25 protein-coding genes are annotated in these 23,469 nt (G+C 27.1%); 14 read left to right on the top strand and 11 right to left on the bottom strand.

The genetic code is table 11. From position 1 onward, the window contains the following. The first annotated feature begins 30 nt into the window (after positions 1-30). The 5 genes from lepA (at position 31) to F1B92_RS05990 (ending at position 4,038) form a co-directional block, all read left to right on the top strand. Positions 31-1,824: a translation elongation factor 4 gene (gene lepA / locus F1B92_RS06010; RefSeq protein ID WP_154570962.1), complete on the top strand. Its 1,794-nt coding sequence runs from the start codon at positions 31-33 to the stop codon at positions 1,822-1,824. 10 nt (positions 1,825-1,834) lie between these two features. Further along, positions 1,835-2,689: a hypothetical protein gene (locus tag F1B92_RS06005; RefSeq protein WP_154570961.1), complete on the top strand. Its 855-nt coding sequence runs from the start codon at positions 1,835-1,837 to the stop codon at positions 2,687-2,689. Further along, positions 2,686-3,567, top strand: coding sequence for a DNA-methyltransferase (locus F1B92_RS06000; RefSeq protein ID WP_154570960.1), 882 nt, complete (start codon positions 2,686-2,688; stop codon positions 3,565-3,567). Before F1B92_RS06005 ends, F1B92_RS06000 begins: the two co-directional genes overlap by 4 nt. Before the next feature lie 15 nt (positions 3,568-3,582). Continuing rightward, positions 3,583-3,759 carry a DNA cytosine methyltransferase gene (locus tag F1B92_RS05995; protein ID WP_154570959.1) on the top strand — a complete coding sequence of 59 codons (177 nt, stop codon included), beginning with the start codon at positions 3,583-3,585 and terminating at the stop codon, positions 3,757-3,759. Positions 3,760-3,873: 114 nt separating this feature from the next. Next, positions 3,874-4,038 (top strand): tautomerase family protein, encoded by a 165-nt coding sequence (locus F1B92_RS05990; RefSeq protein WP_154570958.1) that lies wholly within the window; start codon positions 3,874-3,876, stop codon positions 4,036-4,038. A 928-nt stretch (positions 4,039-4,966) separates the two neighbouring features. On the opposite strand, the gene F1B92_RS05985 is transcribed toward F1B92_RS05990, so the two are convergent. From F1B92_RS05985 to F1B92_RS05945, 9 genes are all read right to left on the bottom strand, one after another. After that, positions 4,967-5,632, bottom strand: coding sequence for a DUF799 domain-containing protein (locus F1B92_RS05985; protein ID WP_154570957.1), 666 nt, complete (start codon positions 5,630-5,632; stop codon positions 4,967-4,969). Next, positions 5,622-5,981 (bottom strand): DUF4810 domain-containing protein, encoded by a 360-nt coding sequence (locus tag F1B92_RS05980; RefSeq protein WP_154570956.1) that lies wholly within the window; start codon positions 5,979-5,981, stop codon positions 5,622-5,624. The genes F1B92_RS05985 and F1B92_RS05980 overlap by 11 nt, the downstream gene beginning before the upstream one ends. Continuing rightward, a complete protein-coding gene (locus F1B92_RS05975; protein ID WP_154570955.1) occupies positions 5,978-6,646 on the bottom strand; it encodes a CsgG/HfaB family protein in 669 nt (222 codons plus the stop codon). The genes F1B92_RS05980 and F1B92_RS05975 overlap by 4 nt, the downstream gene beginning before the upstream one ends. 1,297 nt (positions 6,647-7,943) lie before the next feature. Further along, positions 7,944-8,378, bottom strand: a complete 435-nt coding sequence (locus F1B92_RS05970; RefSeq protein ID WP_154570954.1) for a Fur family transcriptional regulator — start codon at positions 8,376-8,378, stop codon at positions 7,944-7,946. Between the two features lie 131 nt (positions 8,379-8,509). Next, positions 8,510-8,641: a FeoB-associated Cys-rich membrane protein gene (locus F1B92_RS05965; protein WP_154570953.1), complete on the bottom strand. Its 132-nt coding sequence runs from the start codon at positions 8,639-8,641 to the stop codon at positions 8,510-8,512. Between the two features lie 40 nt (positions 8,642-8,681). Beyond that, positions 8,682-9,500 carry a DUF4198 domain-containing protein gene (locus tag F1B92_RS05960; protein ID WP_154570952.1) on the bottom strand — a complete coding sequence of 273 codons (819 nt, stop codon included), beginning with the start codon at positions 9,498-9,500 and terminating at the stop codon, positions 8,682-8,684. 19 nt (positions 9,501-9,519) lie between these two features. After that, positions 9,520-9,819: a hypothetical protein gene (locus F1B92_RS05955; RefSeq protein WP_154570951.1), complete on the bottom strand. Its 300-nt coding sequence runs from the start codon at positions 9,817-9,819 to the stop codon at positions 9,520-9,522. After that, positions 9,816-12,329, bottom strand: coding sequence for a ferrous iron transport protein B (gene feoB, locus F1B92_RS05950; protein ID WP_154570950.1), 2,514 nt, complete (start codon positions 12,327-12,329; stop codon positions 9,816-9,818). The genes F1B92_RS05955 and feoB overlap by 4 nt, the downstream gene beginning before the upstream one ends. After that, positions 12,326-12,550: a FeoA family protein gene (locus F1B92_RS05945; RefSeq protein WP_154570949.1), complete on the bottom strand. Its 225-nt coding sequence runs from the start codon at positions 12,548-12,550 to the stop codon at positions 12,326-12,328. The genes feoB and F1B92_RS05945 overlap by 4 nt, the downstream gene beginning before the upstream one ends. A gap of 201 nt (positions 12,551-12,751) precedes the next feature. Here F1B92_RS05945 and F1B92_RS05940 point away from each other — a divergent pair, with 201 nt between their 5' ends. Then, positions 12,752-12,961, top strand: coding sequence for a hypothetical protein (locus F1B92_RS05940; RefSeq protein WP_154570948.1), 210 nt, complete (start codon positions 12,752-12,754; stop codon positions 12,959-12,961). Here the strand turns inward: F1B92_RS05940 and acpS are convergent. Next, on the bottom strand, positions 12,958-13,302 hold the full coding sequence (gene acpS, locus F1B92_RS05935; RefSeq protein WP_154570947.1) for a holo-ACP synthase: 345 nt from the start codon (positions 13,300-13,302) through the stop codon (positions 12,958-12,960). The genes F1B92_RS05940 and acpS overlap by 4 nt on opposite strands. A 150-nt stretch (positions 13,303-13,452) precedes the next feature. On the opposite strand from acpS, the gene F1B92_RS05930 reads away from it, so the two are divergent. The 8 genes from F1B92_RS05930 to F1B92_RS05895 all read left to right on the top strand — a co-directional run bounded on the left by F1B92_RS05930 (position 13,453) and on the right by F1B92_RS05895 (position 21,481). Next, positions 13,453-14,211, top strand: coding sequence for a DUF4198 domain-containing protein (locus F1B92_RS05930; RefSeq protein ID WP_154570946.1), 759 nt, complete (start codon positions 13,453-13,455; stop codon positions 14,209-14,211). 129 nt (positions 14,212-14,340) lie between these two features. Further along, the gene (locus tag F1B92_RS05925; RefSeq protein ID WP_154570945.1) at positions 14,341-16,401 is read left to right on the top strand and encodes an ATP-dependent helicase; all 2,061 of its coding nucleotides are present in this window, start codon (positions 14,341-14,343) and stop codon (positions 16,399-16,401) included. 1 nt (position 16,402) lies between these two features. Then, entirely contained in the window at positions 16,403-17,227 is an 825-nt protein-coding gene (gene truB, locus F1B92_RS05920) for a tRNA pseudouridine(55) synthase TruB (protein WP_154570944.1), read from the top strand. Beyond that, entirely contained in the window at positions 17,224-17,979 is a 756-nt protein-coding gene (locus F1B92_RS05915) for a 4-(cytidine 5'-diphospho)-2-C-methyl-D-erythritol kinase (protein WP_154570943.1), read from the top strand. Before truB ends, F1B92_RS05915 begins: the two co-directional genes overlap by 4 nt. A 2-nt stretch (positions 17,980-17,981) precedes the next feature. Continuing rightward, positions 17,982-18,449: an SsrA-binding protein SmpB gene (gene smpB, locus F1B92_RS05910; RefSeq protein ID WP_154570942.1), complete on the top strand. Its 468-nt coding sequence runs from the start codon at positions 17,982-17,984 to the stop codon at positions 18,447-18,449. Continuing rightward, on the top strand, positions 18,446-19,057 hold the full coding sequence (locus F1B92_RS05905; protein WP_154570941.1) for a TlpA disulfide reductase family protein: 612 nt from the start codon (positions 18,446-18,448) through the stop codon (positions 19,055-19,057). The genes smpB and F1B92_RS05905 overlap by 4 nt, the downstream gene beginning before the upstream one ends. Next, on the top strand, positions 19,041-19,328 hold the full coding sequence (locus F1B92_RS05900; RefSeq protein WP_154570940.1) for an ATP-dependent Clp protease adaptor ClpS: 288 nt from the start codon (positions 19,041-19,043) through the stop codon (positions 19,326-19,328). The genes F1B92_RS05905 and F1B92_RS05900 overlap by 17 nt, the downstream gene beginning before the upstream one ends. A gap of 2 nt (positions 19,329-19,330) precedes the next feature. Beyond that, positions 19,331-21,481, top strand: a complete 2,151-nt coding sequence (locus F1B92_RS05895) for an AAA family ATPase (protein WP_154570939.1) — start codon at positions 19,331-19,333, stop codon at positions 21,479-21,481. 1,069 nt (positions 21,482-22,550) lie between these two features. Here F1B92_RS05895 and F1B92_RS05890 read toward each other — a convergent pair. After that, positions 22,551-23,378 carry a transporter substrate-binding domain-containing protein gene (locus tag F1B92_RS05890; protein ID WP_154570938.1) on the bottom strand — a complete coding sequence of 276 codons (828 nt, stop codon included), beginning with the start codon at positions 23,376-23,378 and terminating at the stop codon, positions 22,551-22,553. Positions 23,379-23,469: the final 91 nt, after the last annotated feature.

The raw sequence follows: 23,469 nt of genomic DNA, 5'->3' as shown, positions 1-23,469 counted from the left end.
ATTGCATTTTAAATTTTAAGTAGGAATTTTATGAAAAAAAATATTAGAAATTTTAGCATTATAGCTCATATCGATCACGGAAAAAGCACGCTTGCAGATAGAATCATTCAAGAATGCGGAGCAGTAAGCGATAGACAAATGAGCAATCAAGTTATGGATAATATGGATATTGAAAAAGAGCGAGGAATTACTATAAAAGCTCAATCTGTTCGCTTAGATTATGAATTAAATGGTGAAAAATATATCATAAATTTAATCGACACTCCAGGACATGTTGATTTTAGTTATGAAGTTAGTAGAAGTTTGGCAAGCTGTGAGGGGGCTTTACTTGTTGTAGATGCTGCACAAGGGGTTCAAGCTCAAACTATTGCAAATGTCTATATAGCACTTGAACATAATCTTGAAATAATCCCTGTTTTAAATAAAATCGATCTTCTAGCTGCAAATCCTGATAAAGTAAAAGATGAGATTGAACACATTATAGGTCTTGATTGCAGTGATTCTGTAATGGTTAGTGCAAAAACAGGGCTAGGCATAAAAGATTTAATTGAAGCTATTATCAAAAAAATTCCAGAACCAAAAACAGATGATACAAAACCACTCAAAGCCTTGATTTACGATAGTTGGTTTGATAATTATTTAGGTGCTTTAGCTTTAGTTAGAATTTATGATGGAATGGTAAAAAAAGGAGATGATGTCCTAATAATGAGCACAAACGAACGCCACGAAGTTTTAGATCTTATGTATCCAAATCCAATCTCTCCAATCAAAACAAAAGAGATTAAAAGCGGTGAAGTTGGCATAATAGTTTTAGGACTTAAAAATGTAGGTGATATAAGAGTTGGCGATACAATAACTTGTGCTAGCAATAAAGCTTTAGAGCCGATTTCAGGCTTTGAAGAGGCAAAATCTTTTGTATTTGCAGGAATTTATCCAATAGAAACTGATAAATTTGAAGATTTAAGAGATGCTTTAGATAAACTAAAATTAAATGATAGTTCTATTAGCTACGAACCTGAAACTTCAGCAGCACTTGGTTTTGGATTTAGGGTCGGATTTTTAGGGCTTTTACATATGGATGTTATAAAAGAGCGGCTTGAGAGAGAATTTAATCTTGATTTGATTGCAACTGCACCAAGTGTAACTTATGAGATAGTTTGCACAAATAATGATAAAATTTTAGTTACAAATCCTAGTCAAATGCCATCTAGTGATAAAATAGCTGAAATTTTTGAACCATACGTTAAAGCTACCATTATAACACCAAGTGAATTTTTAGGAAATATAATAACTTTAGTAAATAATAGAAGAGCTATCCAAACCAAAATGGATTACATTACTGAAACTAGAGTTCTTTTAGAATACGATATCCCTTTAAATGAAATAGTTATGGATTTTTACGATAAACTAAAATCATGCACAAAAGGATATGCGAGCTTTGATTATGAAATAAGTGATTATAGAAGTGGAGATTTAATAAAACTAGATGTTAGAGTAGCTGGTGAAGTTGTGGATGCTTTATCTATCATCGTTCCCAAAACAAAGGCTGAGAGTAAAGGGCGAGAGTTGGTAAAAGCAATGAAAGAAATCGTTCCGAGGCAACTTTTTGAAGTTGCTATTCAAGCAAGTATTGGAAATAAAATAATTGCAAGAGAGACCGTTAAATCAATGGGCAAAAATGTTACTGCAAAATGCTATGGTGGAGATATCACAAGAAAAAGAAAGCTTTTAGAAAAACAAAAAGAGGGTAAAAAAAGAATGAAACAAGTTGGTAAGGTAAATTTACCAAGTGAAGCGTTTTTGAGTGTGCTTAAGATTGATTAAAAGGGCGAAAATGTGGGAAATAAATGATGAAATTACATTTTTTAAAAACGCATTAGAATCAAATTTTGCTAACAAAAAAGATATTTTTTACGAGATAGACGGCGAGTTTTTCGCCTATATTCCTAAAAAAGAAAAACGAAGCTTTCCAACTTTACAATCAAGAAATTCACTTATTGGAAAATACACTGAAATTTGGTGTCAAAAGCTATTTAAAAAAATTGCACAAAAATTTGGCTTATTTGCAATAAATGGCGTAATATGCGAGGAGATAGGATTAATTCCATCTTCTAGGGCTGATTTGGCTTTTTGTTCTAAAGATAGCATAATCCAAAAACCAAAAGATATAAAAATTATCTTTGAAATAAAAATGAGTATAGTAAATAACTATAAATTATTAGGTAAAAATATAGAATTTATTGGGGATTATAAAACACACAAGGCACTTCCATCTTTAATCCGCTCTGATAGTGTTTTAAAAGCTATTGGAAAATCGGTAAATATTAGAGTAAGTTCGCCAAAAGCAAATCAAATTCCAATAGTTATTTTAGGAAATACTCATCTTAGCGATAATTATATGGCTAAAGTTGATTATTTAGGGCAAAGTGGGGTTTTACAACAAATTTTATCTTTAAATCCAAATTTAGATATTGTAAAAAATTCAAATTTAGGGTATTTTAGAACAATTAAAAATACACTTGAATTAGAAAATATTATAGAAAAAATATTAGCTCATGATTTAACTTATTTTTCAGCTATGATTAGTAAGGAAAAATTAGCTAAACTTATTAAAAATTCTGCTTTACAAAAAGATGAAATTTCAATTGCAAACTATTTTTTAGATTTCATAAAGGATGCAAAAATATGAGTACGACACAAACTTCATCATTTGGCTCAAGTGGTAGAATCGGACATAATTCAGAAAAATTTTATAACACAAGACTATATCAAAATATGAATATAAAAATTTCAAATGATAAGATAGAAAACAAAATAAAAGATGAAAATTTAAACCAAATTTTTGCTCACTCTTGCGAAAATATGCACGAACTACCAGATTCAAGCGTTCATTTAGTAATCACATCTCCGCCGTATAATGTTAGCAAAGATTATGATGAAAATTTAAGTTTAAAAGAGTATATGGAGCTTTTAAAAATCGTTTTTAATGAGTGTTTTAGAGTGCTTGTTGATGGCGGAAGAGCTTGTATAAATATCGCAAATGTTGGTAGAAAACCTTATATTCCATTAACTTTTTATGTTTATCAAATAATGTTTGAAATTGGCTTTTTATCTCGCGGAGAAATTATTTGGGATAAAGGAGCAAGTAGTGGAGTTTCTTTGGCTTGGGGAAGTTTTAAAAGTGCTAGCAATCCAGTTTTAAGAGATGTTCATGAGTATATTTTGGTTTTTAGCAAAAATGATTTTAAAAGAGATAAAAATAAAAAAAATGATAGTATAAGTAAAGAAAATTTTATGTCTTATACAAAATCAATTTGGCAATTTAGCACAGCAAGTGCCAAAAAAATCGGACATCCAGCGCCATTTCCAGTTGAACTTCCAAATAGATTAATCGAACTTTATAGTTTTGAAAATGACATAGTTTTAGATCCATTTATGGGAAGCGGTACTACAGCTATTTCAGCATATAATTTAAAAAGAAATTTTGTAGGCTATGAGATAAATGAAGAGTATATCAAAATTGCTCAAAATAGGCTAAATGATGCAAAAAATAGTCTTTTTATTTGAAATTAAAGGATAAATTTGAGTTTTACTTTTATTGATTTATTTGCTGGAATTGGTGGGTTTAGCTTGATTCTTAAAAAGTTTGTCAATACTTTAAAATTTAGTATTGAGAAAAAACTTATGTCAAATAAACACGAAAACTACGAAATTCTAAAGCAGATAAAAGAATATCATTTAAAGGAAGAAATATACTAAATTTAGATAAATAAAATAAAAATAATTGCATTTTATCTATTCATAAAGTAAGTAAAATTTTAAGTTTTTAAATGACTAAAAGACGAAGATAAGCTTAATTTAAAAGATAAATTTATGCCATACATAAACATAAAAATCACTAAAGAAAATAATGAACCTACAAAAGAGCAAAAAGCACTTTTAATTGAGATCATTACAAATTTAGTTAGTGAAGTTCTAGGTAGAAATAAAGCCTTAACTGCTGTTATTATAGATGATATAGAAACTGATAAATGCTAAATTGGTGATAAAACCATCTTTAAAAAATAATTTAGTAAAGATTTTGCCATAAAAGTTGCTAAAAACTAAACACTCCTTTTTATAATTTAGTTCAAAAAATAGCACAAAAATCCAAGTAAAAGAGTATGCAAAATTCATACAAAACAGGCCAATAATTTAAATGGAGTCTATCAAATTAACACATTAGAATTAAAAGATAAAAATTTGCAAAATAAAACGCTCTTTTAATAGATGATTAAGATCATAGGCGAAATTCTAAAAAAAATGGAATCAAAGAAGTTTATCCAGCCACCTTAAGCTAATCATCAAGGAGTTAAAATTCTAAAGAGATTTTACTTTTAACCTGTAAATTTAGCAAAAAAGGGATGTTTTAAATCCGCTAGAGTATCATAAATTTGCAAATATAATATACAAAACTTACTATCCAAAAGATTTATTTAGCTCTAAACAGGATAAAATTTTAAATCTTTTGGATGATGATTTAAAAATAAAATTAAAACTTTGATATTAGATATGGCTTTATATTTTTATAAGCTAAATTCTTTTGGTATAAAAATTATAACAAGGGCTAAGAATTATCCAAAAAATTTAAAAAAATATCAAAATTTAGCTATTCTATATAGAATATGCTAGAAATTTAGATATATTAAACAACGTACAAAATATTGGAATTTATATCGATAAAAATCGCATTGAGAAATTTCAAAAATGTAATTTTTTAATCGTAAAAGATATTTTTAATTTAAAAGAGTTAAGGCTATTTTTAAATAATACATTAAAGCACAAAGTAGCTTGACTTACTATCCATTACAAAAATAATTAAATATAAATTCAAATAATTTATATTAAGAAACATTGAATTATTGCACTAATAAGCAAAAATATTTATAGATGTTTGCAAAAGTAAATTTAGAGAAAATTCCTAAATTTACTTGCTAAGTTGTTTATCTTGTCCATATTTTGGAGAATAAGGACCAAAAAGTATGCAATCATTACAATTGGTTGCAAAAAGCATAGCATTGGCATAAGATGATAAATTATATCCAGCATCAGAAACTGTATTTGCTATTTGAGAAACCGCTGCAGTTATTAGCATTCCTAAAATTCCTTGATTACCACTGCTTGAGTTTTCGCTAACTATAACTCGTTTTTCCCAAATTTGTTGTGATGTTTTTAAATCGATAAGCCTAGCATTTGCTTGAACTGTAGTGGAACTATTTAAAATAGCGTAAGATGAGCCATATTTTTCAATATTTATATACAATGCCGCGTCCGCTCCAAAAATTTCTCTTAATTTAGATATTGAAATATTTGCTATATCGCTTGCTTCATAAACTCCGTTATTTTTAAATGTATCATTTACTAATGCTACAGGAAAAACATAATACCCAGCTTCACTTAAAGGCATAATAGCTTGAGATAAAACAGCTGCTGGACCTTTAACTTCAATAGATTCATTTGTTGGCATTACAACCAAAATCGAACGTGGTTTTGAGTTTAAGAAATTTGAATAATCGTAAATTTCAGGCTGTTTTGCACATCCTGTAAAAAATGCAATAATAAAAAAAGATAAAAACGCTATTTTATTTCTCATTTTTAATCCTTTTATTTTGAGATTTTAAAAACTCAATATAAGCTTTTGATTCTGGAAAAAGTTTTGCTTCTTGATTTAGATAATAAATAGATTTTGAGCTATTTCCTAAATTTGAGTATAAAAGTCCTAAATGAGCATTGACTCCAGGAGGAACTTTTTTGCCATTTTTGTCAGCATTTTTTATTAAATTTTCAAGATTTAAAATTTGAGAATTTATATCACCTTCTTGATTTAAATAATCATAAATTGATTTTGAATATGAAGCTTCCCAATGATAAACACTCTCTTGTTTAGTAGCACAACCAGTAAAAAGTAAAACAAAAAAAGCAAAAAACACAAATCTTATCATTTAATCTTCCAAGTTCCATTATCTATGAGTTTTGATAAATTATTTACAGCCTCATTTATTGACAAGCTTAAAACTTTACCATTTAAAGTTGAATCATAACCGCTAGTTCCACCAAATCCAACAACTTCTCTACTTGACAACTCATATTCTCCAGCCCCTTGAGCTGACGCTATAACTTCTGAAGTTTCAACATCTACTACATTTAAATTTACTTTTGAATATGCAACTTGAGTTTTACCTTTACCTAAAATTCCAAATAATTGATGATCGCCATGCGTTTTTCTTCCAAACTCAACAACATCGCCAGTTATAACATATCTTGCACCTTTTAAATTTTGAGCTTTTTTGCTAATGTCGCTTTCTTGCTTGATAACTTTTAAATTTGATCTATCTAAAACGCTAAATCTAGCACTTTGTTGTAAACTCGTGATAAGTATCGTTTGAGCTTGATTTCCAAGTCTATCTTCACCATCGCTAAAAATTCCGTTATTATAAGAACTTTGATTACTAAATCTACCTATTGAAACAGCTACTTTTTCTCCGTAATAAGGGGTATTTGCTACTTCAACTTTTGGAACATTTATTGCCCTTGATTTTTCTGATGCACAACCACTAAACACTACGCTAGCAACGAAAATATATAGAAAAAATCTTAGTTTTTTCATGATTCTCTCCTTGAATAAAAATTTAAGCACTATTTTATACTTTTATAGCTTAAAATTTAATTATTTATTTGATATAATTTTTTTTAAAAAAAGATGAAATTTTATATCAAAACAATTCATACTATTTTAATTTATATTGATGTAATAAAAATAGATAAATAATCTTTCTTGTTTTTATATCAATTACAACATTTATTTTTAAATTTTCTACTTCATTAAATTTTATAACTAAAGTTTTGTAAAGTTGAGATTAAGCACGATTTTTACTAAATTTATACATCACAATCTTAAATATTTTCTTATTTTTTAAACAACTAAATTGTACTATAAAAATTAAATAACTAAGCCTAAACAATAAAAAAAAATAGTTTTGCGAAGTTAATTTATATAAATGATTATATTTAAATCATATCTATTTTTTAAATATCAAATATAATAAATATTTTATTTGTTTGAAAGAAATTTTATCTTAACTCATAAATAAAATATTATTATATATTAAAATTTAAGCGATAAAGCTTTATTGGCTATTTTTACACTTAACTTTTAAATTTATAAGTTTTTAGTATATTATTTTATATTATTGAAATTAAAAATTTAAAAGCTATTTTTGATATGCATAATTGCAAAATAAAGCCAAATAATATTTTATTTAAATATCATCAAAAGTACAAAAATATTTAAACAAAAAAAGCAGTAAATATTGATATATTAAAATATATGGTTAAAATTTATATAGCATTTAAAGCTATCAATATTTTAAAGCCACTTTTGAAATTTATAAACCAAGCTAAATTTTAGCCACAAAAAACTCCAACTTAGCTATCTATAAAAACTTTAGCATTATAAGATGAATTTAATTATTTTTCTACCATTTTTTCAAATATAATTGGCTAAATTTGATAAATGTAACCATATCATTTATATTTTTAATTTAAAAATCTATTAAACTAAAAAATATTGAGTTTAAATTTAAAGTGGTTAATATATAAAGTTTTTAGATAATATTTAGTATCTTACTTATCACACATTTACGCTTTGTAAACAAAATAAATATTTTCAATTTTATTTCAAATCCTAAGCAATAATCATTTTAATTTCGCTATTGTCATCGCAACAATCATTTTAATCTTTATAAAATTTTTAATTAATATTTAAATTTACATAAGTAAATTTTTATAAAGCACACGTTTTTTATCTTGAAATTTTTAATATTTTTTGCTTAAACTCATCTCTTGCCAACACATCTTTAAATTTAAATATCAATCTTACTAAATTTATAATAATGCTCATTAATCTAGTTTTTATTTAAGCATTCAAAACAAATTCCATCAAGCAAAAGTATATGACCCTCTACTAAAAAATTGTATTTTTGTGAAATTTGTATTTCCAGATCTTGTAAATCATCATCTCTAAATTCCACTATTTTACCGCATTTTGAACAAATTATATGATCGTGATTTAAATTTATGTTAATTTCATATTTATTTGTTTTAGAATGCTTTATTGTCGTTAAAAAATTATAACTTTGTAGTAAATTTAGAGTTTGATAAATAGTGCTTATGTTTACTGATTTTTTGTGTAGATTTTTATAAATTTTTTGAATTTCATTGACACTTATGTGCTTATTATAAAAAAGAATTTTTAAAATTCTCTCTCTTGGAGTTGAATTTTTACTATTTCTGCTTAGAATGATATTTAAAAAACTGCTAAAAATCTTATCTTCACTCATATTGTGCCTAAATTTTGTGTTATTTTAGTAGCGTATTAATATAAATAATCTACAAAGTGCTTTTTAAAAAACAAATAATAACTATAAATTTATTTAACTACGTTGATATTATTATAAACACTAGATTAAATTTAACTATTTTTTTTAGCGTTGCAACTACTCTTACCACAACCACAACCACTGCTTTTAAAGAGTTTTTTATACACATAATATCCTGCAAATCCAGCCAAAATTAATAAAATGACTAATTCATAAATTTTCATAACATCTCCTAAAAAAAGGGGAGAGTTGCTCCCCTAAAAATTATTTCATATCTTTTGCTTGAACCCAAATAACAGCATCTTGACTTAACTCTTTGCCATCGTGTTTATCATCAGGTCCAACGCCAAGAGCAGCAAAGCCCCACCATCCAGCTTTTGGAATACCAAATGTAAATTTACCATCTTGATCGGCTTTTATTGTTAGAGTTACAAAACTATCTTGAGGTGCAGTTGCATGAGGTGTTTTTCCCATTTCGTTTTTTTCAACATCAACATCCCAGTTTAGATATTCAACTTCAATTTCTGCAAATGGAACTGGTTTACCATTGCCTTTTACTATGCCACTAAATGTGCTACCTGCCCAAATCGAATATGGTTTTGTAAGTGGAACGATTTCAGCTTTTAAGCCAAGTTCTGCATCCCAATCAGTCGGTGCACCAGCAACATTTACTACCATTTTTGTTATTTGTTGAATGTATGCATCTTCATTTTTTTCATAATAAGGTGCTGGAACCAAAACAAAAACATGATCACCTAATTTTTTAGCTGCATATTTTGACTCAAACCCTTTTCCTGAGTTTGAATTTCCTTTAAATGTTATCTTTTTTAAATTCTTTTTAAGATCTGTCTTTTTCTCTTTATGAACCACAAAAAACTCTTCAACTGGCTTAATTTTGCCTTTAGCATCAAGACCCATATCCATTGTATGTTCATCTGCAAAAGGGTGGTTAAATACCAATTTTAAAGGTATTTCGCTACCTTTTTCTAAAGCACTTTCTGGTGTATAAACCATTTGAAAATGACCAAAAGCTGCTGTACTAAGAGCTAAAACTGCTACTGAAGAAATTAAAAATTTTTTCATATTTTATCCTTTATTAAAGTTATTCTGCTATATCTGAGCTTTTTATGGTTACTCTATGACCTTCGCCTGCATCAAACTGAGCCTCAAAATCTCCCTCTGGCTTCTTAAAGCTAACTTCGCTATTTTCATCAAAAGTGCTTTCCAAAATACTTTTTCCATTTTGCATTAAATGAAATTTAACGCCTTTTGCGGTACTTCCATCACTAAAACCGCCTTCGCAAGAGACTGTGCCATCTCCATTATCAAGACAACTCATGAGAGCAGTATGTGCAAACATTGAACTTACAGCTAATGCTGAAACAAATAGAATTTTTTTCATTCTTTCTCCTTATAAAATTGATTTTTATTAAATTTTAATCCACCTTGCCAATTTATACGTTTTTCTGGAATCAATCCTAATATTAAAGTGAGTACAACAACAATCCCATAATACCAACTCATAACCTCAAGCCCACTTAAATTTAAAGCGCTACCAGCACTAAATAATATCATTGACATAATTAAAGCCAAACCAAAAGGTATAAACAAAGCCAAAAGCATCCATTTATAGCTATTCATTTGAAGTTTTACGACTACCATTGTAGCAATACATGGCGGAGTTAGTAGCATAAAAATTATAATAGCTACTGCATGAAGAGGCGTGTATCCACTGTTTTTTGCCATCATATCTTCAGCTCTTTGGCTTTCTTTTCCTGTTTCATAAATACTACCTAAAGTTGCTACAGCAGACTCTCTAGCTGCAAAAGAACTTAAAAAAGCAACATTAATTTTCCAGTCAAAACCTGCAAATTTACTAATAGGCTCTAATGCTCTTCCAATCATACCTAAAAGTGAATTTTCTATGCGAATATTTTTTTGTTCTCTTAAAATTTTATCTCGACCTTTTGATAAATTTCTTAACTCTTTATTTATTAATTTTGCGTCTTTATCATTTTTTTCTGGCTTTATTATTGAGTAAAAAAGTTTATTTTCTTTTTCAAATTTTTTATCTATATTACTTCCGCCTGCCATTTTTTTATCTTTATATGAATCATAAAAATTTAAAAGCGACGATACTTTATCTCTAGAATTAAAATTTTCATAATATTTGGTTTTTTTAATTTTTTTATCAAAATTAACTAAAATTTTATTTTCACTAACTTCGAATTCCTTGGCTTTATTAGAATCAATGCCTGGAAATTGAAGCAAAGCAAAAAGCACTATAGCAACAGCTAAAACTATCGTGCAAACTTTTTTTATGTAAATCCAAACTCTCTCAAAAGCCTTCAAAATCACACCTTTAAATGTAGGCATATGATAAGATGGTAGCTCCATCACAAATGGTGCTGTTTCTCGTGTTTTAAGCAGGGTTAAGGTTAAAATTTTTGAAATAATTAGTGCTGTAAAAATGGTAATTGTCGATATATAAAACATCATTAATCCCATATCTTTGGGAAAAAACGCACCAAGTAAAAGCGTATAAAATGGTGTTTTTGCAAGACAATTCATTAAAGGAACTGTAAAAATAGTGGCCATCCTAGCCCTTTCATCTGCAATTCCTTTTGTAGCCATAACGCCAGGCACAGCACATCCGCCAACCAAGGCACCACCCAAAACAAGTGGTAATGTGCTTTGTCCATGAAGTCCATATTTTCTAAAAATTCTATCTAAAATAAAAGCCATTCTAGGCATATATCCAACATCTTCTAAAATAGCTATTAAAAAAAATAGTATGAAAAATATCGGTAAGTAATTAAGTAAAGCATTTACGCTATTTACAAGCCAAATTCCTAAATCTGTAATCATAGGCACATATGTTATATCTGGTTCAGGTAGTATATCGACAACTAAATTTTTAAAAGCGGCTAAAATAGGCCAAGTTTTGTTCGTCAAATAATACCCAAATACAATGGACAGCTGGTAAATTCCAACTATTATCAAAAATAAAATAGGAAAAGATAGCCATCTATTTAATACAACTCTATCTATCTTATCAGCAAATGTTTCTTTGTATTTTTTGTTTTCTTTTACGCATTTTGAGCTTATAATTTGTGCTGAATCATACCTAAAAGTAGCTAAAAAATTTTCGGTATTTAAAGAAGAAATATTTTTAAAATTTTCAATGCTTTCTCTTGCTAAAGTTTCGAAATTTGGATTTTTATCTTTTAATAAATCATAAACGAGGCTATCATCTTCTAATGCTTTTATGGCAAGCCATCTGTTTTTAATATCATACTCACCTTTAATAGCTTTTTCTAGTTTTAAAATATATGGCTCTAACTCTTCGTAATTTATTTTGAAATCTTCATAAGAATAAGTTTTATTGCAAACATCATGGATGGCTTCTAAAATTTCATTTTTACCTATATTTTTAGCACCACTTACCATAAGAACAGGGCATTTAAGCATATTTGAAATTTCTTTAGAATTTATTTCAATACCTCTTTTTTGTATAACATCACACATGTTTAAAATAATAATAACAGGTTTTCCGATCTCTAAAAGCTGAAAAGTTAAGTATAAATTACGTTTTAAATTTGAAGCATCAATTACATTTAAAATAACATCAGGGTTTTGTGTCAGAATAAAATCTTTTGCAACTCTTTCTTCAAGAGAATATGAACTAAATGAGTAAGTTCCAGGCAAATCTACCATTTCAATGTCTAAATTTTTGTAAGAAAAAAAACCAGATTTTTTATCCACTGTAACGCCTGGATAATTTGCTATATGTTGGCGAATACCGCTAAGCATAGTAAAAATTGTAGATTTTCCACAGTTTGGTTGTCCAGCTAATGCAATTTTTACGCTTTTTTTTATGTTTAAATTTTCAGTTGTGCTATTTTCAATCATAGACTTTCTACCTCTATTAACTCTGCCTCGCTTCTTCTAATAGCTACTAAGTAGTTTTGAATTTTTAACTCCATTGGATCAAAAAACGGTGCTTCTCTAACAATCTCCACATCGGCTCCAGCTATAAATCCCATATCTAACATCTTATAAAAAAGTTTACCTTTGGCATTTACTTTTTTAATTTTATAAATTTGACCACTTTGGCAATTGCTAAGAACCATTTAATTCCCCTTGTATGGATATAAAATATCAAAATACCCAACAATATGATATTTATAATCATATTGATAAAATTTTCTGAAATTATAACTTCATCAAACTTAAAAAATCATAAATCAAAAAATAATTTTAAAAATAAAATTTTATCTAATATAAAGCTTTTTTTGATACAATTTCGAGATTTTTGAAATTTGGAGGCAATAATGACTTATGATGAAATCGAGTTAGAAACTTATATCCTAGAACTTTTAGAAGATTATAAAGATCTAAACGATATGGATGATGAAGAGCTTTACGAGCTTTTTGTAAAAGTTGCTGGTTTTATGGATAATGACTACGAAGAAGCTTATGAGTATATAAGCCAATTTTGTCCTATTGACAAAAAAAGAATCATAGCACTTGATTTAAATTAATTAATGATTACAGCTGCGATGGCAAATCCTCCATCGTGGCTTATGCTTAAATCGCTTTTTTTTATGTTAAATTTTCTTACAATTTCATCTTTAAATTTTAAATTTGGTGCATTTTTTGTATCTTTATAAATTTCAACATCTAAAAACGAAAATTCGCCACTTATTCCTGTCTTAAGTGCTTTAGAAACTGCTTCTTTTGCTGCATAAAAACCCGCCAAACTCTCATCACTTTTTACTAAATTTATCTCATTTTGATTTAGAAATTTTTTTAAAAATTTAGTACCAAATTTGGCTTTTAATTTTGATATTCTAGAAACAGAAACGATATCAATTCCAATCATTATATGCCTTTAGTGTAGTATAAAAGTCGTAATTTTACATAAATTTTACTTTTATTTTGATAAATCATAATTAATTTTTAAATTTGACAATTGCTTTTAAAAACAATATAATAATCGTTATTTATTTTAATAATTTTTAAGGAGAAATATATGAAAAAAGTAGCATTTTTATGTTTATTTGGAATTTTGACTTCACAAGTTGCAGCTCATGATTTGTGGGTAATAGGTAAAAATGGAGAAAAATTTGAAGCTGATATGGTATATGGACATCATTTTCCAACACCAGAAGATATAAAAAAAGATAGATTAGTGCTTTTTGACCCAGTTAAGGTAATAGGCGAAAACACGCAAATAACACTAACTCAAAGCGGCAAAGAGTATCATTTTGAAGGAGATAAGCTAGAAAAAGGCGTGTATATTGTAAATGCTTTTTACAAACCAACACCTTGGATACAAAAAGAAGATGGCAAATGGGAGATGAATAAAACCAGAAAAGATACAAAAGAAGCGGTTAAGTATTGCGGTATTTCAACAATGCAAAGCAAGGCTTTTGTAGAGGTTGATGGAGGGGATTCTAAAATTATTGCAAAACCTTTGAATAAAGGGCTAGAAATTGTTCCGCTTTTTGATAGCGTATCAAAAATAAAAGAAGGCGAGTTACTTAAATTTAAAATTCTTTTAAATGGAAAACCTGTAAAAAAAGCACAAATTTATGCAAGTTATGATGGATATGCTAGCAATGATATGGCTCAAGCTGGTTACGCAAAAAGTGATTTAGAAGGAAATTTTGAATTTAGAGCACTAAAGAAAGGACTTTGGTATCTAAAATCTACAGTAAATACTAAAACAAATAATGATGATTGTGAAATTTTTAATGATAAAACAACTCTTGTGTTTGAGGTAAAATAAACTTTCAGTCCAAAATTTGGGCTGATTGCAGCTTAATTTTTAATTTATCTTCAATGTAAAATATCTAAATCATAACTCATTTATAAGATATTTTTGGTAAAATATGTAGATTAATTTTAAAGAGAGATTATGGAAGATTTATTAAGAGATTTAAATGCAGAGCAAAAAATGGCCGCTAAGTGCATCGATGGACCTATGCTTATTTTAGCTGGTGCAGGGAGCGGAAAAACAAAAACAATCACTTCAAGGCTTGCTTATCTTGTTAGTCAAGGAATTCCTCCAAACAGTATTTTAACACTTACATTTACAAATAAGGCTGCAAATGAGATGAAAATTAGAGCATTAAGATTATTAGAAAATGTAAATTTAACAACTACTCCTCTTTTGTGTACTTTTCATAAATTTGGTCTTTTGTTTTTAAAATTCCATATTAACGAGTTAAATAGAAATAATAATTTTATTATAATCGATAGTGATGATAAGAAAAAAATCATTAAAAATTTTGAAAGTGATATTGCATCTTCTATTTTAGCAAAAGAAATTTCAAAGATGAAAAATTCTTTGATTAGTGTTGAAGAAGCACTAAAAAATGCTTCAAATTTTGTAGAAAATGATTATAAAAGCGATTTTTTTAGCAAAATAGCAAATATATATAAAAAATATGAAGAAACATTACAAAATGAGAATTTGATTGATTTTGATGATTTATTGATGTTGCCTTATAAAATTTTAGATAAAAATGAAGATTTGTGTAAAAATATTTCTAGCAAATATCAATTTATAATGGTAGATGAGTATCAAGATACTAATGATTTACAGTTTAATTTATTAAAAAAGTTATGCTTAACACATAATAATTTATGTGTAGTTGGCGATGATGATCAAAGCATTTATGGTTGGCGTGGTGCAAAGATAGAAAATATTTTAAATTTTAAAAATGAATTTAAAAACGTAAAAATAGTAAAGCTTCAAAATAATTACCGTTCAACGACAAATATTTTAAACGCTGCAAATAATTTAATAGATTTTAATAGAAATAGACTTGGAAAAAAACTAATTAGCACAAAAGATAAAGGTTCTGAGGTTGAAATTTTAGAAAGCAGTGATGAAAATTATGAGGCAAATAAGATTGCAAATAAAATTCAAGCTCTTATAAATAGTGGAATTAGCCCTAAAGATATAGCGATTTTATATAGAGTAAATGCTTTATCTAGGGCTTTAGAGGATGGTTTAACAAAAGCAAAAATTAATTACAAGATGGTAGGTGGGATTAAATTCTATGAAAGAGCTGAAATAAAAGATGCTATAGCTTATCTAAGACTTATTTTAAACAAAGATGATGATTTTTCATTAAAACGTATAATAAATCGCCCTAAAAGAGGTCTTGGAAAGATGAGTTTAGCAAAAATTGAAAAGCTATCTTTTGATAACAAAATATCTCTTTTTGATGCTATATTAAATTTAGATGATAAGCAAATTAGTAAAAAAAGCTTAAATGAATTATCAAAATTAGCACAAAATCTAAATTTTTTATCTTCATTAAAAGATGATTTAGAAATTCTAGAAAATTTTGAAGATAAAATAAAACTAAAAGAGTATTATAAAGCCCTTCCCGATGCACAAGAAAGGGTTGCAAATTTAGATGAATTATTTGCTATGTTAAAAGATGAGATTAGAAACGATGATAAATTTGACTTGGTTGAATTTTTAAATGAACTTTCATTGCAAAGCGAACAAGACGCTATAAATGATGAAGTTATTTCTATAATGAGTGTTCATGCTAGCAAAGGACTTGAGTTTGATCATCTTTTTGTAATTGGTCTTGAAGAGGGGTTTTTTCCTTTAATTGGAGATACAACAGATATTGAAGAAGAGAGAAGGCTTGCATATGTAGCCATAACAAGAGCAAAAAAGAATTTAACGTTAAGTAGAGCTGAAAGTAGATTTTATAAAGGAAAAAGAGAGAGACTAAAAAAAAGTAGATTTTTAAGTGAAGCTGGACTTTGTGAGAGTGCTCTTTTATTTGAAAAAAGTAGCGACTTTAAAAAAGGCGATTTAGTAAAACATAAAATTTTTGGCATAGGAAGAGTTGAGAGTTTAAGTAAAATTAAAAATGAATTTAAACTCAAAATAAATTTTGGTGGAATTTGTAGAGAGATTATGTCAAGTTTTGTAGAAAAGGTAGTTTAAAATGCAAAAAAATCGTCTTTTTGTAGCAAACAAACCATCAAAAATTAGTTCAAATTTATTTTTAAGCAGATTAAAAAGAAAATACGGTGTCAAAAAAGCAGGATTTTCAGGCACTCTAGATCCTTTTGCAAGCGGATGTTTGATAGTAGCTTTTGGAGAATTTACAAAATTATTTAGATTTTTTAAAAAAGAGCCAAAAGTATATGAAGCCACTATTTGGTTAGGGGCAAAAAGTGAGAGTTTAGATAATGAAAATATCCAAGAAGTTGAAAAAATTTTACCATTTCAAATAGATGATATTAGGATTATAGTTGATGATTTAAAAGGTGAGATTGAATTTATACCGCCAAAATTTTCTGCAAAAAAAGTTGATGGAAAAAGGGCTTATGAATTAGCCAGAAAAGGGAAAGAATTTGAGTTAAAAACATCAAAAATGCATATATTTAAAAGCGAAATTTTGCATTATAAACATCCGTTTTTAAAGCTTAGATTAGAAGTTAGTGAGGGTGCTTATATTAGATCTTATGCCGAAATATTTAGTAAAAAACTTGGCATAAAAGCAACTTTAAGTGCATTAGAAAGATTAAATGAGGGGGATTTTAAATTTGAAGATGAAAAAGAGTTGAATCCTCTTAATTTTTTAAATTTAAAAGAGAATTTCTATTTGAAAGATTATAGTGATTTTGAATTTGGTAAAAAATTAGAAAAAAATAGCTTTCAAAATACCGATATTGGTCAATATATCATAAATTTGGGTAAATTTTACTCTATAGTAGAAATAAAGGAAAATAGCGTTATTTATCTCTTAAACAAGGTTGAAATTTGAAAAGTTATGCAAAAATAAATATATTTTTAAAAATTGTAGGAACTAGAGGTGATTATCATGAAATAAAATCAAGATTTGTGCTTTTTGAGGAGCTTTTTGATGAAATTTATTTTAAGAAAAAACCTAAAAATGATAAATTTCAAATAATTTCAAATGCAAAAATAGATGGCATAAATTCCATCCAAAAAGCCTACAATGAGCTAGAAAAACTAGGATTTGAAAAACAATTAAAAGATTTTTTTAGATATCATAGCGTTATTTTAAATAAAAATATCCCTCAAGGTGGCGGTCTTGGCGGCGGAAGTAGCAATGCAGCAACTTTTTTAAAAATGGTAAATTTAGAATTAAATTTAAATATAGACAAAAAAAGTTTAATGCAAATTTCAAAAAATATTGGTAGTGATGTTGGCTTTTTTGTGAGCGAATTTAAAAGTGCAAATGTTAGTGGGGTTGGTGAAATTGTTGAAGAATTTAAAGATGATATTCCAAATTTATCTCTAAAAACAACACAAATTTTCTCATCAACACCTAAAATTTATAAAGAATTTAGAGAAAATTTTATGGATAAAATAGATATAAATTTAGCCAAAAATTTAACAAATTTAAGCTCAAAAGAGATTTTAAAAAATTATAAAAATATAGATTTAAACGATCTTTTACCTCCATTTAAAAAATTAAATCCAAATTTTATGTTAAAAGATGATGAGTTTTTAAGCGGTAGTGGAAGTAGTTATTTTTACGTTAAGGAATAATTTTGAAAATATTAGTTAATAATAAAAAAGCGTTTCATGATTATGAAATTTTACAAACATATGAAGCAGGGGTAAGTTTAAAGGGCAGTGAGGTTAAATCTCTTAGGCTTGGAAGAGGTAATTTAAAAGATAGTTTTGTTCGCATTATAAAAGGAGAAATTTTTTTACTTGGTGCTCATATTAGTTTTTTACAAAACACAAACTCATATTTTAGACCAGATGAAAAAGCCCCTAGAAAGCTGCTTATGCATAGAAAAGAGATAGATAAAATTTTTGGATATGTTACAAAAGATGGTCTTACTTTAATTGTATTATCACTTTATTTAAATAAAAAAAATATAATTAAAGCTAAAGTTGCTCTTTGTAAAGGTAAAAATTTACACGACAAAAGAGAAGCTTTAAAAAAGAAAGATGCAGATAGACAAACAAGGGCTGCAATATCAAATTTCGGCAAAGGAAAAATTATATGAAAAAATTACTTTTAGCACTTTTTTTAGCACTTTTTTTAGTTGGCTGTAGTGATGATGCAACTAAAGATGTAAATCAAAATGCCAATCAAGAATTTAAAGAAGGCGATAAAATTACCCTAAAAAGCGTAACAGGAAATGATCTTACTATAGTTAGAACTCAAAAAGGTTTTAAGATAGAAAATAGTGATAAAATTTTAATGATAGACATTTTTGGAACATTTTGCGTGCCTTGTCAAACTGAAGCACCGCATTTGATGGATTTCCAGCTTAAAAATAAAGACGATTTTACTATAGTTGGTTTAATTGAATACGAAGAAGTTGCAAATGACTATATAATTGATAACTTTGTTAAAAAATACAATGCTTATTATTTTATTGCAAATTCTAAAGACAACCCAAATAAGGCAATTATAAATCAAATTTTAAAAGATCTAAACTACCAACATGCTCTAAGTTTGCCTTTTAAAGTCATCTACAATAAAGACGGAATTTTAGAAAAACTCACAAATTTTTCTAAGCCAAAAGGAGAGTATTTTTATCTTGGAACAGTTAAAACTAGCACTTTAGAAGAGGATTTTAACAGGATAAAAAATGCAAACAAAAACTAGTCAAGAGATTAAAATTTTTACACCATCTATGTATCATGTAGTTTTATATAATGATGATAAAACTACAATGGATTTTGTGGTTGAAATTTTAATTAAAATTTTTAATAAAACAACAAATCAAGCTATTGAGACAATGCTTAAAATTCATAATAATGGATCTGAAATTTGTGGAACATATATAAAAGAAATTGCTATTACAAAACTAAATTTAGTGAAAATTGCTGCACAAAAAGCAAATTTTCCGCTTCGTTGCGATATTAAAAAGGGGTAAATTTGTTAAAATCAGATTTTCAATTCTACATACAAAAAGCAAGAGATTTAGCTCAAAATTATCAGCATGAATATATAACGACTGAGCATATTTTATGCATTATTTTAGATTTAGATGAAGCCATTCAAGAAATTTTTAATGAAAAACTAAAAGAAGATACTTTAGATAGTTTGATTGAAAATTTACATAAAATTTTGGATACCTTTCCAAAATCAAAAAAAATAAAAGAGCCAAATCTAACATTTTGGCTTAAAACTGTGTTAAATAATGCAGATATTTTACAAGAAAAATATGGAGCTTTTGAGTTTATTCAAACAATTTTAAATGATAAAAATAGCGATTGTGCTAGGCTTTTAAATTTTTATGGAGTTTATGATTTAGGATCAAAAGATCAAGATATTTTAGAAGAGACAAAAAGTAAATTCTTAGATAAATATACAATAAATTTAAACCAAAAAGCAAAAGATGGCAAAATTGATCCAATCATTGGAAGAAATAAAGAGATAGAAAAAACCCTCCAAACTCTTTGCAAAAGAAAGAAAAACAACCCTATTTTAGTAGGTGAAGCTGGAGTTGGTAAAACAGCTATTGTTGAGGGGATTGCTTTAAAAATCATAAATAATGAAGTTCCAAAAAAACTATCAAATAAAACAATTTACGCCCTTGATAACTCCTCTTTAATAGCTGGGACAAAATACAGAGGCGACTTTGAAGAGAGACTAAAAGGTGTTATTGACGAGCTTGAAAACGATAAAGAAGCTATTTTATTTATAGATGAAATTCATACAATCATCGGCACAGGAGAAACTGGAAGTGGTGGGCTTGATATGGCAAATATCTTAAAGCCAGCCTTATCAAATGGAGAAATTTCATGCATCGGTGCTACAACTTACGCTGAGTATAGAAATTTCACAAAAGATAAAGCCTTATCAAGAAGATTTGCCAAAATAGATGTAACTGAACCAAGTTTAGAAGATAGCTTTGAGATATTAAAAGGCTTAAAATCTAGATATGAAAAACACCATAGCGTTAAATTTAGCCAAGAGGCTTTAAAAAGCAGTGTTGAGTTAGCCAAAAGATATTTAAGTGATAAATTTTTACCTGATAGTGCGATAGATTTGATAGATGAAACAGGGGCGAAATTCTCATTTCTTGACAAAGATGAGTATCTAGTAACCAAAGATGATATAATTGATACCTTATCAAAAAGTGCAAATATTAGCAATATCGCTAAAAACGATGATAATAGCGAGATTTTAAAGGATTTAGAAGTAAATTTAAAAAGAGTTATTTACGGACAGGATGAAGCGATAAACTCACTTTGCAAAGCACTTTTTAGATCTTATGCTGGACTTAAAAAAGAAAACTCTCCAATAGGCGTGTTTTTATTTACAGGAAGCAGCGGAGTTGGCAAAAGTGAGTTAGCAAAACAGCTTGCAAATCAATTAGGAGTTCATTTTGAACGCTATGATATGAGTGAGTATATGGAAGCTCACAGCGTTTCAAAGCTTATTGGCTCGCCTCCTGGATATGTGGGATTTGAAGATGGTGGAATGCTAACAAATAGCGTTAAAAAACACCCTTATAGTGTAGTGCTTTTTGATGAGATAGAAAAAGCTCATCCAAGTTTAGTAAATGTATTTTTACAAATTTTTGATAATGCAAGTTTAACTGATAATAGCGGAAATAAAACTGACTTTAAAAACACAATTATTATAATGACTTCAAATTTAGGAACAAAAGAGGCCCCGCAAATGGGCTTTACTAAAGATGATAGCTATAAAATAGATAGTGCGATAAAAGATTTTTTCTCACCTGAGTTTAGAAATAGGATTGATTTTATCATTAATTTTAACCCTTTAAATGATGATATTTTAATCAAAATAGTTGATAAAACTATAGCTGAGATAGAAAAACTTCTTAAAAATATCACTATAAATTTAAGCATTGAAGCTAAAAAATATCTTATTAAAAAGGGCTACTCGCCTGAATTTGGTGCTAGAAATTTACAAAGAACTATAAATTACGAGATAAGTGATAGGATAAGTAAAGAAATTTTATTTGGTAAATTAAAAGATGGTGGAAATATAGATATCTATTTAGAAGATGATATTTTTAAATTTAAATATAATCTTAAGCTCAATAAAACTTAATCAGTTTTAATAGAATTTAATATAAGTGTTGTTTGATATTTAGTATATTTAAAACTTAAACTTTTAAATATAAAATAAACTTTTCTCTTAATTCTAGTTTTATAATCACTAAATTTTCAATTCCATTAATATCGTTTATAAACTCATTTTTACTTTTAAAGCCGAAGTTTGCAAAAATACATTTTATACTGCTTGATTTTTAATAATCCTCATAAATACAGTAAATAATAATCACAAACAAAGGGCTAAATTTAGATAAATCAATTCAAAAACTAAATTATATTAAATTAAAAGGATGATTCAAATTTGTATTACCGATAAAAATATATTATATTTACCAAAATTTAGAAGCTAAATTTAGAGAAATTTTAGAGTATTTTTATCAAAAAATAGCTAAAATTTGTGATATTTTTAAGGATCGTAGATAAAATTTTAATTATAAAAATACAAAAAGATATCTAAATTTATAGACAAGTTATAAATATATGAGTTATCTTTTCTATTAACATACAGAAAAAAGAGTTTGTTTTAATTTATACAACAATTTGAAATACTCAAAATAGATAAACTAAAATTGTTATCATAAGCCAATATTGATTTAATGAGGTTTATTGCAAAAATAACTAGAGATCTTTATAGATTTTTTGTTAATTATGCAAGAAACAAATTGGTTAATAATCGCATACTGGTCTCAATTTTAAAGACTTAAAAAGAGATAATTCATATATCAAGATAGCAAATTTAGATAAGATTAATAAATACAACAAAAATCATATCAAACTAATAAAAGAATGAAGTCTAAAATTTACAGAAAATAGAAATAGATAAAAGTATAAAAAAGTCTAATTCTATATTTTGCAAAATACATCAACAGCAAAAATTAAATAAGTAAAAACTTTGTTTTTAAAAGAAAAAAATACTACTTTATTAATAAAATTAAATTTGCGTTATAAATTTAAGCATAAAGTAAATATAGATTAGAGTTAAATTATTAATAATCCAACTCTATTTCAGAAAGATGAGACTTATATTATACCACTTAAAGCTTTTATAATCTTGAGTTACATTTCTATTTACTATCAGAATCTCCAAAAATTCTGTAAATATCTTCAAGTAAAAAATATTTAGGATCTAACTCACCACGATAAAAGATTTCAAATGTATTTCTAAAAGTATCTATAAAAAACTGTTTTTTGCTTAATTTAACAAGACTTGAATTTACTTTTTTTATAAGTTGTGGGCTATTTTTAGGTGCTCCTACTGCAAGATATGAACTCGCCCCTACATTTCTAAGATTTTTTGGTACTATAACCTTCCTATCTAGTATAGGATAAGGCAATACAATAAGATTGTCATTTATCATCATATCAACTTTATTTTCTTTTAATAGCTTATATTGATCATTTACATGTTCAACTTCTATAAATTTGATATTATTTTTTTGAGCAAAATTTATTGCAAAATCTGCACCTTTTTGGACGGAAGCTACTTTTTCTCTTGCACTCTCTATAGAATTTATCACGCTATCATCATTTACTAAAACACCTTGAGCAACTGCAAAATAAGGCATACTAAAATCAATTATTTTCTCTCTTTCTTTATTAACAGTAAAACTAGCAATAACTAAATCAACCTTATTTTGCTCTAAAAATGTAACTCTCTCAGACACATTATCAATTCCAACAAGAGTAACTTTTCCATTTTCTCCTACTATATCTCTGCCAATCTCTTTTGCCATGGCAACTTCAAAACCACTAAATTTACCATCTGTAAATGAACTAAATGGTGGCTGAGCATTCCAAACACCTATTCTTATCTCACCAGCTTTTAAAATTTCAGAAAGCGAATTTGCAAATAAAAACGTTCCTAAAAATAATACAAAAAATACACTTCTCATGTTTCAAATCTCCTTAATTTTTAAATTAAAAGTAATTATATCAAAAAAACAAATTAATATAAGCAATTAATAAATTTAATGTATTTTATTT

It is taken from the genome of Campylobacter portucalensis, assembly GCF_009690845.1.
Lineage (GTDB): Bacteria > Campylobacterota > Campylobacteria > Campylobacterales > Campylobacteraceae > Campylobacter_B > Campylobacter_B portucalensis.
This window is presented reverse-complemented; position numbering and strand designations above follow the sequence as displayed.